At 55.6% G+C, this 17,798-nt stretch carries 17 protein-coding genes; 12 read left to right on the plus strand and 5 right to left on the minus strand.

Features of this window, described 5'->3' with window-relative positions:
* Positions 1-25: 25 nt before the first annotated feature.
* On the plus strand, positions 26-1,555 hold the full coding sequence (locus CLV44_RS02720; RefSeq protein WP_106590579.1) for a carbon-nitrogen hydrolase family protein: 1,530 nt from the start codon (positions 26-28) through the stop codon (positions 1,553-1,555).
* A gap of 90 nt (positions 1,556-1,645) precedes the next feature.
* On the opposite strand, the gene ftsZ is transcribed toward CLV44_RS02720, so the two are convergent.
* The 4 genes from ftsZ to CLV44_RS02740 form a co-directional block, all read right to left on the minus strand.
* Positions 1,646-2,857 carry a cell division protein FtsZ gene (gene ftsZ, locus CLV44_RS02725; RefSeq protein ID WP_106590580.1) on the minus strand — a complete coding sequence of 404 codons (1,212 nt, stop codon included), beginning with the start codon at positions 2,855-2,857 and terminating at the stop codon, positions 1,646-1,648.
* 53 nt (positions 2,858-2,910) lie between these two features.
* A complete protein-coding gene (ftsA, locus tag CLV44_RS02730) occupies positions 2,911-4,167 on the minus strand; it encodes a cell division protein FtsA (protein ID WP_106590581.1) in 1,257 nt (418 codons plus the stop codon).
* A gap of 586 nt (positions 4,168-4,753) precedes the next feature.
* Positions 4,754-6,556 (minus strand): methyl-accepting chemotaxis protein, encoded by a 1,803-nt coding sequence (locus tag CLV44_RS02735; RefSeq protein ID WP_106590582.1) that lies wholly within the window; start codon positions 6,554-6,556, stop codon positions 4,754-4,756.
* A gap of 219 nt (positions 6,557-6,775) precedes the next feature.
* Entirely contained in the window at positions 6,776-7,246 is a 471-nt protein-coding gene (locus CLV44_RS02740) for a hypothetical protein (protein WP_245912581.1), read from the minus strand.
* A 14-nt stretch (positions 7,247-7,260) separates the two neighbouring features.
* Here CLV44_RS02740 and CLV44_RS02745 point away from each other — a divergent pair, with 14 nt between their 5' ends.
* The 4 genes from CLV44_RS02745 (at position 7,261) to CLV44_RS02760 (ending at position 11,821) form a co-directional block, all read left to right on the plus strand.
* A complete protein-coding gene (locus tag CLV44_RS02745) occupies positions 7,261-7,530 on the plus strand; it encodes a PepSY domain-containing protein (protein WP_106590583.1) in 270 nt (89 codons plus the stop codon).
* Between the two features lie 199 nt (positions 7,531-7,729).
* Positions 7,730-8,785, plus strand: coding sequence for an ion channel (locus CLV44_RS02750; protein WP_106590584.1), 1,056 nt, complete (start codon positions 7,730-7,732; stop codon positions 8,783-8,785).
* 43 nt (positions 8,786-8,828) lie between these two features.
* Positions 8,829-9,470 (plus strand): O-methyltransferase, encoded by a 642-nt coding sequence (locus CLV44_RS02755; RefSeq protein ID WP_106590585.1) that lies wholly within the window; start codon positions 8,829-8,831, stop codon positions 9,468-9,470.
* Between the two features lie 29 nt (positions 9,471-9,499).
* Complete coding sequence (locus CLV44_RS02760; protein WP_106590586.1) at positions 9,500-11,821, plus strand: intermembrane phospholipid transport protein YdbH family protein; 2,322 nt, start codon at positions 9,500-9,502, stop codon at positions 11,819-11,821.
* Positions 11,822-11,887: 66 nt separating this feature from the next.
* Here the strand turns inward: CLV44_RS02760 and CLV44_RS02765 are convergent, their stop codons facing one another.
* Entirely contained in the window at positions 11,888-13,069 is a 1,182-nt protein-coding gene (locus CLV44_RS02765) for an RNA-guided endonuclease InsQ/TnpB family protein (RefSeq protein ID WP_245912582.1), read from the minus strand.
* A gap of 43 nt (positions 13,070-13,112) precedes the next feature.
* Between CLV44_RS02765 and tnpA the strand changes: the two genes are divergently transcribed.
* The 7 genes from tnpA (at position 13,113) to CLV44_RS02800 (ending at position 17,797) form a co-directional block, all read left to right on the plus strand.
* A complete protein-coding gene (tnpA, locus tag CLV44_RS02770; RefSeq protein WP_106590588.1) occupies positions 13,113-13,541 on the plus strand; it encodes an IS200/IS605 family transposase in 429 nt (142 codons plus the stop codon).
* 153 nt (positions 13,542-13,694) lie between these two features.
* The gene (locus CLV44_RS02775; RefSeq protein ID WP_106590589.1) at positions 13,695-13,892 is read left to right on the plus strand and encodes a YnbE family lipoprotein; all 198 of its coding nucleotides are present in this window, start codon (positions 13,695-13,697) and stop codon (positions 13,890-13,892) included.
* 9 nt (positions 13,893-13,901) lie between these two features.
* Positions 13,902-14,240: a YdbL family probable chaperone protein gene (locus CLV44_RS02780; RefSeq protein ID WP_106590590.1), complete on the plus strand. Its 339-nt coding sequence runs from the start codon at positions 13,902-13,904 to the stop codon at positions 14,238-14,240.
* Positions 14,237-15,280 carry a lipid A deacylase LpxR family protein gene (locus CLV44_RS02785; protein WP_245912583.1) on the plus strand — a complete coding sequence of 348 codons (1,044 nt, stop codon included), beginning with the start codon at positions 14,237-14,239 and terminating at the stop codon, positions 15,278-15,280. Before CLV44_RS02780 ends, CLV44_RS02785 begins: the two co-directional genes overlap by 4 nt.
* A gap of 77 nt (positions 15,281-15,357) precedes the next feature.
* Complete coding sequence (locus CLV44_RS02790) at positions 15,358-15,729, plus strand: response regulator (RefSeq protein ID WP_106590591.1); 372 nt, start codon at positions 15,358-15,360, stop codon at positions 15,727-15,729.
* The gene (locus CLV44_RS02795) at positions 15,730-16,353 is read left to right on the plus strand and encodes a chemotaxis protein CheC (protein WP_106590592.1); all 624 of its coding nucleotides are present in this window, start codon (positions 15,730-15,732) and stop codon (positions 16,351-16,353) included.
* Positions 16,337-17,797, plus strand: coding sequence for a diguanylate cyclase domain-containing protein (locus CLV44_RS02800; protein WP_106590593.1), 1,461 nt, complete (start codon positions 16,337-16,339; stop codon positions 17,795-17,797). Before CLV44_RS02795 ends, CLV44_RS02800 begins: the two co-directional genes overlap by 17 nt.
* The last annotated feature ends 1 nt before the right edge of the window (position 17,798 follow it).

The raw sequence follows: 17,798 nt of genomic DNA on the forward strand, positions 1-17,798 counted from the left end.
GCATACCTGCATAAGAGGATTGAGCATGCGCATCGAAGACCTGCATCTGGTCATCCGCAATCTCGAGCATGATGACTACGCAAAGCTCCAGGAACTGATGGACCAGGTGTATGACGACATCGGGGGTGCCTGGCCCGAACACACCATCAACACGCTGATCGATGAATTTCCCGAAGGCCAGATATGTGTCTTTGACGGTGACGCACTGGCCGGCATCGCCCTGTCGGTTCAAGTGCGCTATGACCGATTCAGCAATCCCCACTCCTATGAAGACCTGATCAGCAAGCGTATGACCATCCTCAACGACAGTGAAGGTGATGCGCTCTACGGTCTCGACGTTATCATCCACCCCGATTACCGTGGCTTCCGCCTGGGCCGCCGTCTATATGAAGCGCGCAAGGAACTGTGTCGGCAATATAATCTGCGATCAATTCTGGCCGGCGGCCGCATTCCGAATTATTACAAACACGCCGATACCCTCACCGCCAGCGAATACATCGGTAAGGTGCGCCAGCGCGAAATCTACGATCCGATACTGAGCTTTCAGTTATCCAACGATTTCCAGGTCAAACGCCTATTGGGCAGCTACCTGCCGGAAGACACCAAGTCACAGGGTTACGCCACCCTGCTGGAGTGGAACAACATCCTGTTCGAACCCGAAGACAGCGTGATCAGCAGCCGACCGACCCGCGTGCGTATCGGCGCTATCCAGTGGCAGATGCGTGAAGTCAAATCAGTCGAGGAACTGCTGCAGCAGGTCGAGTACTTTGTCGACTCCCTGTCCGACTATCAGAGCGACTTTGCCCTGTTCCCCGAGTTTTTCAACGCGCCCTTGATGGGCCTGACCGACCAGACCAGCCAGACGGAGGCGATCCGCTTCCTCGCCGGCTTTACCGAACGCTTCCGCAGCGAAATGTCACACCTGGCGGTCAGCTACAACATCAACATCATCACCGGCTCCATGCCGCTGCTGGAGGGTGATACCCTCTACAACGTCAGCTACATGTGTCACCGCAATGGCACCGTGGAGGAACAGCGCAAACTGCACATCACGCCACACGAACGCCGCGACTGGGTAATCAAGGGCGGGGATCAACTCCGGGTTTTCGAAACCGATGCCGGTCGAGTCGGCATTTTGATCTGTTACGACGTGGAGTTTCCGGAACTGGCCCGATTACTGTCCGATCAGGACATGGATATCCTGTTTGTGCCCTTCTGGACCGACACCAAAAACGGCTATCTGCGCGTGCGCCATTGCGCCCAGGCCCGTGCGATCGAAAACGAATGCTATACCGTTATCTGTGGCAGTGTTGGCAACCTGCCCGCCGTGGAAAGTCTGGATGTTCAGTACGCGCAATCTGCCGTATTCTCGCCGTCCGATTTTGCCTTCCCCCATGACGCTGTCATGTCGGAAACAACGCCCAATACCGAAATGATCATGTTCTCGGACCTTGACCTGGACCAGATACGCGTCATCCGTAACGAAGGCTCGGTCACTAACCTCAAGGACCGACGCCACGATCTCTACCGCCTGAACTGGCGACACGAAATGTAAGCGCTGCGTCAGCGCAAACAGAAAAACCCGCCGGGCCTGAGGCCGGGCGGGTAAAAAGGAGGGACTGCAGTCGGCGATTAACGCCGAGTATCAGTCGGCCTGGCGTCTCAAGAACGCCGGAATATCGAGGAAATCCATGTCGTCGGTGCCGGTTTTCTGCAATCCGGTCGTATCTGTGTGCATCTCGGTTCTGCTATCAGCTGACGGGGAGCGCTGCTTGTCCTCCGCCTGACGGTTACGCAACACCGTAGGACGATCAAGCTGGTTATAGTCAGCGGTCGAAATCGGCTGGCGTGACGATGCCGAAGTTGTTCCGCCATTCACCACCCGTGCTTCTGCTGCCTGCACCCGTGACAAGCCGGTCGCGACCACTGTCACCTTGAGCTCATCGGTCAGCTCATAATCAATGACGGTACCCACAACGACTGTCGCATCTTCGTGAGCGTAATCTTCAACCAGGTCACCCACGGCGGAAAATTCACCCAAACTCAGGTCAGGACCTGCGGTAATGTTCACCAGCACACCGCTGGCACCCTTAAGGTCGATATCTTCCAGCAACGGGCTGTTGATTGCCGCCTCGGTTGCCTCACGCGCACGGTTTTCACCACGGGCAATACCGGTCCCCATCATCGCCATGCCCATCTCAGACATTACGGTGCGTACATCGGCAAAGTCCACGTTGATCATACCCGGACGGATGATCAGGTCAGCAATCCCCTGAACTGCGCCCTTGAGTACATCATTGGCCGCTCCGAAGGCGGATACCAGACTGCAGTTCTTGCCCAGTACCGGCAACAGTTTCTCATTCGGAATAATGATCAGCGAGTCGACACGTTCCTGCAGCTCACGAATACCCTCTTCCGCAATCTTCTTGCGACGACGACCCTCGAACGGAAACGGCTTGGTGACCACGGCCACGGTCAGAATACCCAGTTCCTTGGCCACTTCAGCCACGATCGGTGCAGCACCGGTACCAGTGCCGCCACCCATGCCTGCGGTGATAAACACCATATCGGCACCGGAAAGCGCATTGGCGATGCGCTCACGATCTTCAATCGCAGCCTGACGACCAACTTCAGGGTTCGCACCAGCACCCAAACCCTTGGTCAGTTCACCACCAATATGCAACGCCGTCTTGGCGATCATATTGTGCAGTGCCTGCGCATCGGTATTGGCACAAATGAATTCGACCCCTTCCAGTTCGGTGTTCACCATGTGATTGACGGCATTGCCACCGCCACCCCCGACACCGACCACTTTGATAACGGCGCTTTGCGGTACACTATCAACGAGTTCAAACATTATTGTTCCCTCCAGCAAGGCCCTGCTCTAAGCGGCAGATACCTCATCAACACTCAAAAATTGCCCTGCAGCCAGCTTCTGAATCTCACAAACAGACTGTTTTTGCCGGTTCCCGCAGAACCGGCATCGATAAAATCATCCATTTTGGTAATCGGACTCACCGGACCATGATCCTGTTTGGCATAGTGCAGCAAGCCGATACTCGTCGCATAAATCGGGTTACTCAATTGTGCTTCGAGACCGCGAATACCCTGCGGCTTGGCCAGACGTACCGGCATATGGAAGATCTCTTCCGCCAGCTCGACCGCACCTTCCATCTTGGAGGTGCCACCGGTCAACACAAGGCCCGCCGCCACCAGGTCTTCGAACCCGCTGCGGCGCAACTCGGCCTGAATCAGAGTAAACAGTTCTTCATAACGCGGCTCCACCACTTCAGCCAGCGCCTGCCGCGACAGGTTACGCGGCGGCCGGTCACCAACACTCGGCACCTTGATCATTTCGTCTGCATGCGCCAGCTGGGCCAACGCACAGGCATATTTGATCTTGATCTGTTCGGCATGCTGAGTCGGTGTGCGCAAGGCCATGGCGATATCGTTGGTAACCTGATCACCCGCAATCGGAATCACCGCCGTATGACGGATGGAGCCACCGGTAAACACGGCAATGTCGGTAGTACCACCACCAATATCGACGATGCAGACCCCCAGGTCCTTTTCATCTTCGGTTAACACGGCATAGCTGGATGCCAGCTGTTCAAGCACCACGGCATCGACTTCAAGACCGCAGCGGCGAATGCATTTTTCGATATTCTGGATCGCATTGATCGCGACCGTCACCAGATGAACCTTGGCTTCAAGGCGCACGCAAGACATGCCCAGCGGCTCCTTGATTCCTTCCTGGTTATCGATCAGATATTCCTGTGGCAGGATATGCAGGATTTTCTGATCAGCCGGAATCGCCACGGCGCGGGCCGCATCGATCACCCGTTCCAGGTCATAATCGGATACTTCACGATCGCGCACTGCCACAATGCCATGGGAGTTCAAACTGCTGATATGGCTGCCGGCGATACCCACGGTAACTCCATGCACCTTGCAGCCGGCCATCAGTTCGGCTTCTTCAACGGCACGCTGGATTGAGCTGACCGTGGATTCAATATTCACCACTACACCGCGCTTCAGCCCTCGCGATGGCTGGGAACCAACACCCACGATTTCGATCGTGCCTTGAGGCGTCAACTCACCGACCAGGCAGACCACTTTCGAAGTGCCGATATCAAGTGCCACGATCATGTTATTTGTTGTCACCATAGTGCCTGTTCAGATCCTGCGAATGAGGCGGATACTGCAAAGAATATACGCAAAAATCAGGCCAGATTATTTCATATCCGGATTAGCTATTGATTATTGGTAAGTATCGCTGCTAAGTGGTCAAAAAATCAACAAAGAATTAACACTATATATCGGCAATCTTTTGCCATCTTTAAGTTTTTTTCTTTATATTTCAGTCAGATATTTTTCCCATTGGGTGAAAATTGTTGCCGTCGGCAAAAGATTACCGCTCCAGAGGAGTCAGCAATGAATGCAAGACCCGATGTTGAATGCCAATGATGAATCAAATCTTTATTTTGAAAAAACAGAAACAAATCAAAATCCATTCCTGATTTTCAGATCTGCAGGTTTTAGCCGCTGACTTTTCACACTGCACGCACGTTCGAACAACGATACTGACGTCAGTCTTTTCATCAGGATATCGCCATGCCGTTTGCACTCCAGACACCCGCTCTTCGCCTGCCCGTTCGGCCACTACCCATTGCATGGATACCTACGGTGCGGTCACGCGCGCGCCGTGTTGAGCAAACAACCACTGAGACCAGACGTAAATCAGTTAGGTGCGTTAGGTGCGCGTAGCGTTCATCAGGTGATCTGGCGTAAACGCAACGCAGAAACTGCCCCAGCGACGCCCCCCAACAAACAGCGGAACCGACAGTGAGTTGAGAATTTCGCCGGTATCACGAATAAAGGTCTGCAGCAGGAACGGCGCATCGTGGTTGGCGCGGCGTAACTCTGCCCGGCTGCCGTTGTAGATTCGGCGATGGCGACTAAGTGCATTATCGGTTTCGAAATCACCGGTTAACGGCTGGGAAATTTTGCGATTATGGGCCGGACAATAGCTGTTCAAGTCAAACGCCGAGGCAATCATGAATGCCTCGTTCTCTTGTACGCAGCGATCATAAAGCGGCTGCAAACGCTGCTCGAACCGGCTGACATAGCGCGTGTCGTATTTCTCCGGCAGCTGTCCCGGATTGGTACGGACATACTGCGTATCAAACAGATCAACCCCCGCCGATGTCAGCGCCTCCAGCTCCACTTCGACCTTACCGGCCCATTCCTGTGTGGTCTTGATGATCTGCTCGAAACCGCCGTAACCGATGGTGAACTGGGACAGCAGTGCCTGCATCTCTTCGGTCGCACCATCCAGCGCCTGCGAATGACGCGTGGATACTTCCATCTCTTCACGGATGCTGTCCGCCAACAGGGTAATATCCGAGACCTGCGCATGGCTGTGCTGGTTGGTATAGGACAGCTCTTCAATCGCTGCACTGATTTCGCCCAACTGGCCGCTGAGTGCTTCAAAATCGATCACCATGGCACCGAAACGCTGGTGGGTCTGGCCGATAAAGCGGTCAGTATCGGTCACATTTTGCATGATCACACCGGCACCACTGCGGGTACTGTCTACCAGCGCTACCATTTCATTGACCTTGGCATCAATCTCGACAGTTGCCGTACTGACTTTCTGCGACAGCGTACGCACCTCATCAGCAACGACCGCGAAACCACGCCCCGCCTCTCCGGCGCGCGCCGCTTCGATGGAGGCATTCAGCGCCAGCAGGTTGGTCTGCTCGGAAAACCCCTGCACCAGCGACAGGATTTTGATAATGCTGGCCGAATTACCCGCCAGCTGCTCCACCACCTGCTGAAACGCCTGCACCTGAGATTCAATTGCTGCAACCTGGTCACCCACCCGCTTGAGTTCAGCACTGGAGTCACGGACTTCCGTAAGGTGGTGACTGTTACGCTCAGCGATACGCTGGGTGTTACTGGCGATGCCTTCGATTGCGGTGGTCGACTCCTGACTCGCCTGAAAGACCGCCTGTGCCTTGGACACTTGCTCTTCGGCAGATGTCTTTGCCGCCATGACCACCTGCTGTAACTGGCTGGCACTGAGCGACACCCGCACACTGCGCTGTCGAGTATCGGCAATCATCTGCTTGAGGCTGCCGGAAAAGTGGTTATAACTTTGCGCCATCTGTGCGATTTCATCGTGACTCTGCATCGGCAGAGTCGCCGAAATATCGCCATCCTTGCCCTGCACGGCACTTAACACCTGGGTCATGCTATCGATTGGACGCAGGAACAGGTGGCGCATGAAAAACAGCGCAAACACGGCAGCGGCCAGCGTGATGACCAGCATCACCACCGATAACCAACCTGTTGTAGCCGCCAGCTCGGTAACTCGCCGCTCCGCTTCCGATGCGGTTACCAGCAGCTGGTTGAGTTCACGCATGGCACTGAACAGCCAATAATTTAATCCGATGAGCACCAGGCTTGGGCAAATCAGGAACAGGACATTACCGATGATCTTGCGAGTCAAGGTATGAAAAAAGGTTTTCTCAATGCGCTGATAGAGATTCATAAGGGGCACACTCTTTTATTGTTATCGTGCAACTGGTTATTAGTCGCATAATGCGGACAAAAGAGTAATGCCGATTACCTTTTCAGGCAACCGGAAATGATACGGATTCTGCAAAAGTGTGTGGCATGTTGAGTCACATTCCGGCATTAACACCCGAAATACATGAGCGAGGCCGGAGTCGGTCTGGCATATATCACCACCGAGACCGGCCCCCAGCCATTACCAGTAATAGTAAAGTGCTGCGATAGAAGCGACCACCAGCGGCAACATCAATACCAACGTTTTGAAGTCGCCCAACAAGCGCTGGAACAGGGCTACGTGCACCAGCGGGAAGGTAATAAACAGGCAGCTCACCGGAATCCACCAATCCAGATTGCGCACACCATAGGCCATCGCCCCGATCAGCGTCAGCGCCCCCAGGTTGCCCGCCATAATCACCGCGACCAGACCATTACGGCTGGACATGAATCCCGGTCGTTTATCCTCTGGCAGTTTACTCAGCGCACCGGCACTCAACGCCGCCGACATCGACACCACACCCGTGGCCAGAAACAGATACAAAGCTTCGTACATGCTGATTCTCCATTGACTGAGCCGCGATTGTAAAAGATCGGCACGCATTTCGGTATCGCTCAACCGTTTAAGTTTGGTTTCAGCCACCACACATACACTGGCACCACTTTCAATCATCAAGGAGCATCAACATGAACACGCTGATTACTACCCTGGCCCTGTCCGCCGCTCTGCTATCCGGTCAGGCCTTTGCGGGTGACAAGTGCAACGTGCCGGTCGACGAATGGCAGACCGAAGCTGCCTTTCGTGACGCTATTGTCCAGAAAGGTTGGGAGATCACAAAATTCAAGATCGATGATGGCTGCTACGAAATCGACGGCAGGGATGAAAAACAGCGCCGGATAGAGGCCTACTTCAACCCGAAAACCTTCGAAATGGTGAAAATGGAACTGGACGACTAAAGAAACCACCCTGCACGCCACGTCAAAATATGGGACCGATGGGTGCGGATCTCTCGCTGTATAGATGAAACGGCTGGCCAGTTTGCTACAGGCCATGCCGACCCGCTGTAAATCGGTGCCAAACGGTACCGATATTGATTAAACCTGTGCGTTGCATCCCATCCTTGATAATCTTGCCGCCCTGTTCAAGGAGGGATGCATGTACCTGCTCACACGTCTCAAGGTCGAACTTTACCGACACCTGAAAGCACTTAGCTGGCAAGGGCTATTGCTGATACTGGCCGCTTACCTGTTATTGAGCTGGCTCATGCTCTTAGCCGCTGGCGAGCACGACCTGAGCGGCCACAACTTTCTTTACTGGATGGTTGTGACCGCGTCCACCGTCGGTTACGGCGACATGTCGCCCTCAACCCAGACCGGTCGTTGGCTCACCGCTCTGTTCATCATTCCGGCCGGACTCAGCCTGTTCGCCGTCACCATCGGCCGCGTGGCCGCTTTCAGCGCACATCAATGGAGAAAAGGGATCATGGGACTCAAACAACTGGAGCTGAACCAGCATATTCTGGTGATCGGCTGGGATGGCAAGCGCACACCACAACTGCTCAAGTTGCTATTACTGGAAGCCGCCCACTACCGTAAACGCCGCCTCTGTCTCTGCGTGACCGATGAGTTGGAGAACCCGCTGCCCGGCGAGATCGACTTCGTCCGTGCCGACGCCTACAACCATGATGCCGACATGGACCGTGCCTGCATCGCCCGCGCCTCCAGCATCGTCATCGACACCCCGAGTGACGACCAGACACTGGTCTGCGCCCTGTACGCCTGGCAGCGCAACCCTGACGCCCAGATTATCGCCTACTTCCGTGACGAGACTATTGGCGAACTGCTGCAGCACCACTGTCCGTCGATCGAATGCACCCCGTCCGTATCCGTCGAAATGATGGCCAAGGCAACCATGGACCCAGGCTCGACCCGCCTGCACCAGCAGCTGCTCAACGCCTCCGACGGCATGACTCAGTTCTCCATTCTATATCCAGAGCAGGAGCCGCCGATGCCGCTGCACCAGCTATATGGCCCCCTGAAAGCGCAGTACAGTGCCACACTGTTGGGCATTCAGTATCCGGGCGATGCACACCCGACGCTGAACCCGGCACTGGACGAACAACTCGAACCCGGTGCTCTGCTGTACTACATGGCGGAACGACGTATTGTCGCAATCGACTGGCAACAGTTACGCCAACAGACCGCCCGTTAAATGTTAGAATGCTGTTTTTATTGATGCTTCAGGTAGTACCAAGATGCCCGATTTTCTGGTTGACGAAACCATAGAAGACTACGCCTTTGTAAACACCCATGCCGAGCCGCCGTTGCTGCAGGAACTGATCGACCAGACCAACCTGAACATGGGCTGGCCACAGAAACTGTCTGGCCGTCTGGTCGGTCGTACCCTGAAAATGCTGTCGGCGCTGACTCAACCGAAAACCGCGCTGGAGATCGGCATGTTCACCGGCTACTCGGCGCTGTCCATCGCTGAAGGCATGCCGGATGACGGCAAACTGATCTGCTGCGAAACCAACCCCCGCGCCATCGAGTTTGCCCAAGGGTTCTATGATCGCAGCGAACACGGCCACAAGATCGAAGTGATATTCGGCCGTGCTCTCGACACCATAGAGTCGCTGGATCTGGAGCTGGACTTCACCTTTATTGACGCCGACAAGCGCAACTACCTGAACTACTATGAACGCGTCAAAGAGATGACTCGCCCCGGCGGTCTGATCGTGCTCGATAACGTGCTCTGGTCCGGTAAAGTGGTGCAACCCGAATCCGAAATCGACGATATTCTGGTGGAAACCAACCGCCGCATCGCTACCGATCCGGATGTGGAAAACGTCTTTTTGACCATCCGAGACGGCCTTAACGTGGTGCGCAAGCTCGGCTGAACCACCGGAACAACAGGGAGAGGTAGTGTATGCGCAAGGGGCTGATCGGAGTATTACTGATACCGCCCCTGCTGCTGGCCGCACTCTGGTTTACCCTGCCCTGGAGCGCCCAATACCTGCTGCAGCAATGGCTGCAGGAGCAGGGATTTGATCAGCCCAGACTGGTGATCCAGCGCCCTTCCTGGCAGTATCTGCGCATTGATCACCTCAGTGTCAGCCAGCGCAGTGATGGCCGTCGATTGATACTGGAAGCGGACAATATCGAGCTCCGCTTCAGCCCGCTGGACCTGCTCCAGGGCCAACTCCACGAACTGCGTATCGAGCAGGCCCGCCTGCAGATCGATGCCGATGCGTCCATCCGTGGCCGCTTCCAACAACTGGAACAGCAGATCGATACGCTACTGCTGACCCCCTTCAATCCAACACAGTTGTTTCAGTACGCGCCTTCGCAACGCTTGGTGATCGCTCAACTCGAGCTGATCTACACCGCACCCGAGCAACCGGTATGGTCTGCGCGCGGTAATATTGATCTGGAACCCACGCTGCTGCAAAGCCGAATGCAGCTGTTGCGGGCATCTGAAGCCCTGGGCTATCTGGATCTGACGCTGGACCCTGCACTCAATCTTGGGCTCAGTCTGAACCACGATAATCACTACCTGCTGCGCAGCGCGCACCAGCTCACATTCCCCGAACAGGACTGGCAGCTGCGCTCTGATCTACTATTAAATGCGACCTACCTGACGGACTGGCTACAGCGATTGCAACTGCCCATCGTCCTGCCGGTCACGGCACTGGACGGACAGGTCCGCCTGAATACGCGCCTGCGCATCCCGTCGCTGATGCCAACACACCTGCCGGAATGGCTAAATCAGGTAGAGGTACAGCTGAACAATCAATTGGAGCTGGCCACCGGCCCCGGCGATGGCGTTGACAGCAGCCAGGTTAAACTGACGCTGGCGGCACAGCTGGAAAACGGCGACTTCTCGCTGAGCGTGGCACAAGGGTCCACAGTGACACTGACCGGCCTGAAGCAACCAGACCTGCAGCTTGCGAAGGTATCGGCACAGCTGACCGCGCCACTGCAGCTCAGTGGCCACTGGCAGCACCCAGACCGCTGGCAACACACGCCACTTGCACTTCAGGTAACCCCAAACGGCCTGCAAACACCCCTCCCTGTTGCGATCGCACTGCAGCCTGTCACTCTGGCCATACCGGCGGGAGCACTGCTACGCCAGCAGTATCCGCTCACGCTCCAACTGCCCGATATTCGCCTGCAGCCCGACCGGCAACCGCCCCTGAATCTGGCAGTGCAGGCCGACATGCAGCTGGACTGGCAACACCAGCGGATCAGCACTCGTGCTCGCCTCGACAGTACCCAGCTACCGCTGACCGCAACGCTTGACGGCCACTTTGACCGCCGTCTGCACGGCCAACTGCAATTCACCCTGGCACCAACCCACGTAGCTCCGTTACAGCAGGCGCTGAACCCCTGGCTTCCATCCACCCTACGTCCACTGGTTCTGAAGCAAGGCACCCTGAGCGCCAGTGGACGGGTAGAATTCAAGCCAAAACAGTGGACACTCAAGGCCACGCCTTTGCTGCACGACATCGATTTTATCTGGGATGAACACACACAGGTCACGGGGATGAACCTGCGCCAGCAGCTCACCGTTGATGCCAGCGGTCGATTCCATAACGAGGGCTTACTCGAAGTTGACCACACTGACAGCGGCATCCGCATATTCGGCCCCCGTGTCGATTTCGATCTGGACATGCCGTCACAAGGCCCCCCACGTCTCAGCCTGTCAACTTTCAGCCTGTCCGCCCTCGATGGCATCATCGCGGTGCCCGCCTTGAGCTTCAACCCATTGCAACCGGTGATCGACACCCGTATTGCCGTCGCCGCACTCGAACTGGATAAAATCCTGAGCCTGTACCCACAGGAAGGTCTGTATGGCAGCGGCGTACTGGGCGGCGCATTACCGGTACAGATAAACGGTGACCAGCTGCGTATCAGCGGTGGCCAACTGGTCAGCCAGGGCGAGGGCGGTGTGATCCGCTACCAGGCAACACCGGAGATCAGTTTAATGGCCCAGCAGAACCCCGGCATCCAGCTGGCACTGGAGGCCCTGACCGATTTCCGTTTCAACCTGCTCGACCTGACCCTCGACTATGCTCCAGACGGCGAAGCCGTGATCCAGGCACGGCTCAAGGGACACAACCCGGGCTGGCAACAGGGCCGACCGGTAGACCTGAATCTCAATATCGAAGAAAACCTGCTTGATCTGCTGCGCACACTGCGCCTGACCGACCGCGTAACCGACGCCATCGACCGCCGTTTTCGACGCTAGAGGCTATTGATTCGCCTGCCGTTCAGGTGACTGCTCCCCGCCCTAACGGGCGAGGTTTCCAACTTCTCAGGCAGCAACCGGCGCGTGGCCGGATTTACGCAAGCCTCCATTGGCAGGAACCGACAGCCCTTCGGCCCGTAGTTTGATAATGCCCTGCTGCCGGATATTGATCGCGGCATTTACGTCGCGGTCATGTTGTACTAGACAAGCAGGGCACGTCCAGTTTCGCACCGACAACGGCATTGATTCCAGCTTGTGGTTACAGCCGGAGCACGTCTTGGAGCTGGCAAACCACTGGTCAATTTTGACTAGGTGCTTGCCTTGTGCCTTAGCTTTGTATTCCAGCTTATGGATCAAACTGAACCAGCTTGCGTCAGCAATATGCTTCGACAGTTTCCGATTTTTCAGCAGGTTTTTCACTTTTAACGTCTCGACAACCACCGCTTGGTTTTTGTCAATGAGTTGTCGGGACAGATTGTGCTGAAAGTCAGCACGGGTATTCGCTAGGCGTTCATGTGCTTTGGCAAGTTTCAGTCGTGCCTGCGCACGGCCTTTGCTGCCTTTCTGGCAGCGCGAAAGGGCTTTTTGCTTGCGCCGCAAATTCGCCTGCGCGCGCTTCAGGAAGCGAGGATTCGCCGTCTTATTCCCTTCCGAGTCGATGGCAAGATGGGTTAATCCCAGATCGACACCCAGGACCGTATTAACGGTTTGCAAGGGAGCCGGCGTCTCTATGCCATCTTCCACCAACAACGAGGCATAGTATTTGCCCGTGATGGTGCGCGACAGGGTGATGCTTTTGAGCGTTCCCGCCAGCTCCCGATGGATGCGGGCCTTGATCGGTTTAAGCTTCGGCACCTTGATCCAGTTGTCGCCTGCACTGACACTCATGCAGTGGTAACTGGACTGCTTGCCGTGCTTGCGCTTGAACGTGGGGTAGCGTGCGGGAAGCTTTGGATCGAAGAAGTTCTGGAAGGCTTTATCCAGGTTGATACAGGCCTGCTGGAGTGCGATGGAATCAAAATCTTTGAGCCAGTGGTATTTGCGGGATTTCTTCGCCACTGCCAACAGCGGTTTGAGGTCTTTCTTGGCACGTAGTTTTGTGCCATGCCGACGATATTGAGAACGGATGATATGCAGCGCCTTGTTGTACACGAACCGCGTAGCCCCGAACTGGCGGTTAAGAAACGCCGCCTGTTCGGGTGTCGGATAGACGCGTACTTTTGTGGCCTTTAACATTTCAGCGCTCATTGATATGAGCCTTATACTTTAAGCCATTAGGGTCATTTTTCAAGTGAGTGTGCATGATAAAGAGTTGCTATCAGATTACCTCCGAAAACGGCACAGCGTCACGAAGTTAGTCGTACATCTGATCTTCACCACCAAATACCGGCAGAAACTGTTCGACGACTATATGATCGGACAGTTACGGGAAGCGTTCGAGTCGGCCTGTGAGAAGTTGGAATGCGATCTGGTGGAAATGGATGGCGAAGAAGATCACGTTCACCTGCTCATAAGCTACCCGCCCAAGCTGGCCGTGAGCATATTGGTGAACAACCTGAAGTCGGTGTCGTCGCGCCGGATACGCATACTCAACACGCATATAGCTCGGCAAAGTAAAAGCGGCGCATTGTGGTCGCGCTCGTACTTCGCGTGTAGCGCCGGAGGGGCGACCATCGAAACTTTGCGTGAGTATGTGCAGAGTCAGGCCGCATCTGAGTAGAACCGCTGGGCGGTTCCCGCTTGTATCCCCGCCCGATTGGGCGCGGGCTTACGCAGAGTTGTGCTAAGCTGCGGCTCAATGGAACCCTGAGCGCAACCCCGTGTCTTACCATGCACCGGTCGATCACTCATTCACCATCAGGAAGGAAGACAGATGCAACGCCACCCATTCACCCCACTGCTCTGTGCCCTGACGCTGCTTCTGGCGGCCGGTTGTACGCCGACCGTTCAAATCGCCGCACCCTCAGAGCCGATCACCATCAACCTCAATGTAAAAATCAAGCATGAAATCCTGGTCAAGGTCGACAAGGAGATCGATACCATGCTGGATGAAAACAGCGAACTTTTCTGAGGCCCGGACATGACTTTCAAGCCCTATCGTACTTTTGCCGCCACCCTGCTGGCCCTGCTGCTCAGCCTGCCCGCCTTCGCCCTGTCACTGGATGATGCCAAGACTCAAGGCCTGATTGGCGAGCGCAGCACCGGCTATCTTGGCGTCGTCACCACATCTCCCTCTGCCGACGTAACCCGCCTGGTACAGCAGGTCAACGCCAAACGCCGCGAACTCTATCAGCAGAAAGCCGCCAGCGCCGGGGTCTCGGTCGAGGTCATGGAACTGCGCACCGGACAGCGCCTGCAGGAACGCACCCCTGCAGGTGAATATATTCAGGATGCCAACGGTCGCTGGGTACGCAAGTGACATATACCGCAAACTTGAGTGCCGCCACCCTGCTACTGATGCCGCTATCGGCAGCCGCAGCCACACCGGCAGACAACAGCTGGACCGCGAATCTGTATTTCGAGAACGACCTGTTCAGTGAAACCGATCAGCAGTACACCAACGGCGTGCGCCTGTCCTGGGTCTCCCCGGAGATCGACAGTTTTATAGACGACCCGGCACTGCCCGACTGGCTGCGCCGCAGCAACCGACTGCTCGCCCCTCTGGACCCGGAACCGATACGGCTGGGGGATGATGTCAGTCGCCGACTGATTTTCACCCTCGGCCAGCAGATTTTCACCCCCGCAGACCGTAAACGCACCACTCTGGACCCGAACGACCGCCCCTATGCCGGCTGGTTATATGCCGGTTTTGGCTACCACACCCAGACTCAGATGCAGATGAACTCGTTTGAAGTCAATCTTGGTGTTGTCGGTCCCGCTGCGCTGGCCCAGGAAGCACAGGATTTCATCCATGACCTGCGCGGCTTTGAACACTTCAACGGCTGGGACCATCAGCTGAAAAACGAACCGGGCCTACAGCTGGTCTACGAACATAAATACCGCTGGATGCGCCAGCCGCTGGCCCACCGCTGGGAACATGAAGCGATTCTGCATGGGGGCGGCAGCCTCGGCAATGTCGCCACCTACCTCAACGCTGGTATCGAATACCGCATCGGCAAGCATTTACCCCACGACTTCGGCACGTCTGCCCTGCGTCCAGGTGGCGACAACAGCGTACCAAGCAGCGGTGATCCGCGATTTCGCCATGACTGGGGTATCCATGCTTTTGCCTCGCTGGATGGCCGCTATGTTGCCCGCGATATCTTTCTCGACGGCAACACCTGGCGTGACAGTCACAGCGTCGACCGTGAACCCTGGGTGGCCGACATAGCCTTTGGTGTGGCTGCCACTCTGGAACGCTGGAAACTGTCCTATGCGCGTATTTACCGTACTCGACAATTTGACCAGCAAAATGACAGTCATAACTTTGGTTCCATGGCAATCTCCTACACTTTTTAAGCTTTTGTTTGAAAACGGCTGACGCCAGCCATAGAGATTGTTAAAATTTTGTTTTGCTTCAGCGACGATAGCATTTAATGATGATCACGAAACCGCTCAGCCTACTGCTGGTAGACGACAGCCGCATTGCCCGATTAAGCCTCAAGCGTCAATTGCAGGCACTCGGACTGGAAATGTCTTTATTGGAAGCAGACTCTGCCGATTCGGCAGAAACACTACTGCAAACAGCGACTCCAGATATCGCTTTAATCGACTTCAACATGCCCGGGCGTGACGGCCTACAACTGGCCGAAGGTCTGAAACAGAGCCACCCACACATGCGCATGGCCCTGGTCACCGCCAATATTCAGGATGCATTGGCCAAACGGGCGCAGGCACTGGGCATGGCCTTTTTGCCCAAACCCACTACAGCAGAACAGCTGAGTGCCTTTATCCAACAGGAAAAGTGAATGGATCTCTTTAGTGCTGATGAACATGATCTGATTGTCGAACTGATGAACATGGGCGTCGGCCGCGCCGCTCACGCCCTGTCTCAGCTGGTCAATGATGAAGTTTTGCTATCGGTGCCACGGCTGGAGTTCATCTCGGTGCCTGAAGCCCAGCAAGCCTTCCGCAAGGACCTCCCGCCTTTCCTGGCTGGCGTCATGCAAGACTTTGAAGGCTTCATCAACGGTCGCGCAGCACTGCTGTTTCCTGAGGCGCGCAGCCTGGAGCTGGTCAATGCCATGATCGGCGAAGACCTGTCTGCAGATGAAATCACCGAGCTGGAACATGAAACACTGGCAGAATTGGGCAATATTTTGCTCAACCACTGCCTGGCAACACTGGCCAATCAGCTCAAACAGCAGGTTCAAACCGATATCCCGCAGGCCTTCAGCATCAGTGCTGACGAATTGCCCGGTACTTTGAACCTGTATCAAAGCGATTCCGAGAACACACTGGTCATGCTGGTACAGATCGACTTCAGCCTGCGCAACAGTGCCCTGCGAGGATACTTGGCGTTCATTATCGACCTGCGTTCCGCAGATGCTTTTGTTACCGCATTGAGAGCCTACCTTGCAGAACTTCTCTGAACAGTCAGGCAGCTGCCTGTCCAATATCCTCGACAACCTGGACTGTACCGATCTGCTGCACAGCCTCGATGGTGGCGTTCTGCTGCTCGATGCACAGTGTCGCATTATCTTCTGCAATCGCTGGTTCAGTCGCCACACCGGGCTGAAAGAAGCCAGCATGCTGGGTAAAACACTGCCCGAGCTTTATCCCGAACAGCTACCACTCCCATTGCAAGATGCACTGGAGACTGGATGTCGCCAACGGATGGGCCGCATTCTGTCATACCAATTGCACAAACGACTGCTGCCACTGCAACGACGGACACCTCGGGGCGAATTGCAGCCACTGCACCAATCCATCCTGATCAAGCCTCTGAGTCAGAGTGAACTGACTCTGGTGCAATGCCTGGACATCACCAATGCCGTCAAACGCGAACAGCATCTGCGTGCAGGCGAACGTATCCTGAAACTGGAGCGTACAGTTCTTGAATTGATTGCCACCGGTGATGCGCTCGACAATGTCCTTAATGAGATCTGCAATACCGTTGAACAACTGATCCCGCACGCCCCTAGCGCCATCATGTTGCTGGATGATGAGCGAGAGCTGCTGCACATCAAAAGCGCACCCAGCTTGCCTAGCGCCTTCATGCAGCGAGAGCCAGGCCTGAACATCAACACAGCGGCCACGACCTGTACCCGCGCAGTACAAACACGCGCACTGGCCATTACTGCCGATATTCATCAGGACGATAGTTGGCAGCCCCGGCGCGAAATGGCCCAGCGTCTGCAAATGGCGGCCTGCTGGGCTCAGCCGATTATCGCTGCCTTTGATGAAGTGATTGGCGTATTTGCCTGCTATCCGCAAACACCGCACTCGCCAAACGAGTTTGAACGTCAATTATTGCAGCGTATGGCGCACTTGGCAGCCATCGCCATGGAACGTCACCGTCGAGTTGAACGAATCCGTTTTCTGGCCATGCATGACCCGCTCACCGGCCTGCCCAATCGCAGCCTGCTCAATGAGCATCTGGGCCGCAACCTGCGTCGTGCGCACCGTGAAGGCAATCAGTTTGCGCTGATGTTCATTGACCTCGACGGTTTCAAGCAGATCAACGACCAACACGGCCATGACGCAGGTGACGACCTGCTGTCCGTACTGGGCAGTCGCATGACCGAACAGCTGCGAGGCACAGACACCTGCGCCCGCATTGGCGGCGATGAGTTTGTGGTCATGCTTGAGACCGTGCATTCGGTAGACTCCGCCACCCAAGTGGCCGAGAAAATCCTCAGCTGCCTCAGTGCACCGGTCCAGCGTGGCCAACAGCAACTAAAGGTGTCTGCATCTATTGGTATTGCCATCTATCCCGATGACGGCACCAGCGCAGATGCCTTGCTGACCGGTGCCGATGATGCCATGTATCAGGCCAAGGCCAAGGGCAAAAACTGCTGGTATCGTTTCAACTGAC

The organism is Marinobacterium halophilum (assembly GCF_003014615.1).
Classification (GTDB): Bacteria; Pseudomonadota; Gammaproteobacteria; order Pseudomonadales; family Balneatricaceae; genus Marinobacterium; species Marinobacterium halophilum.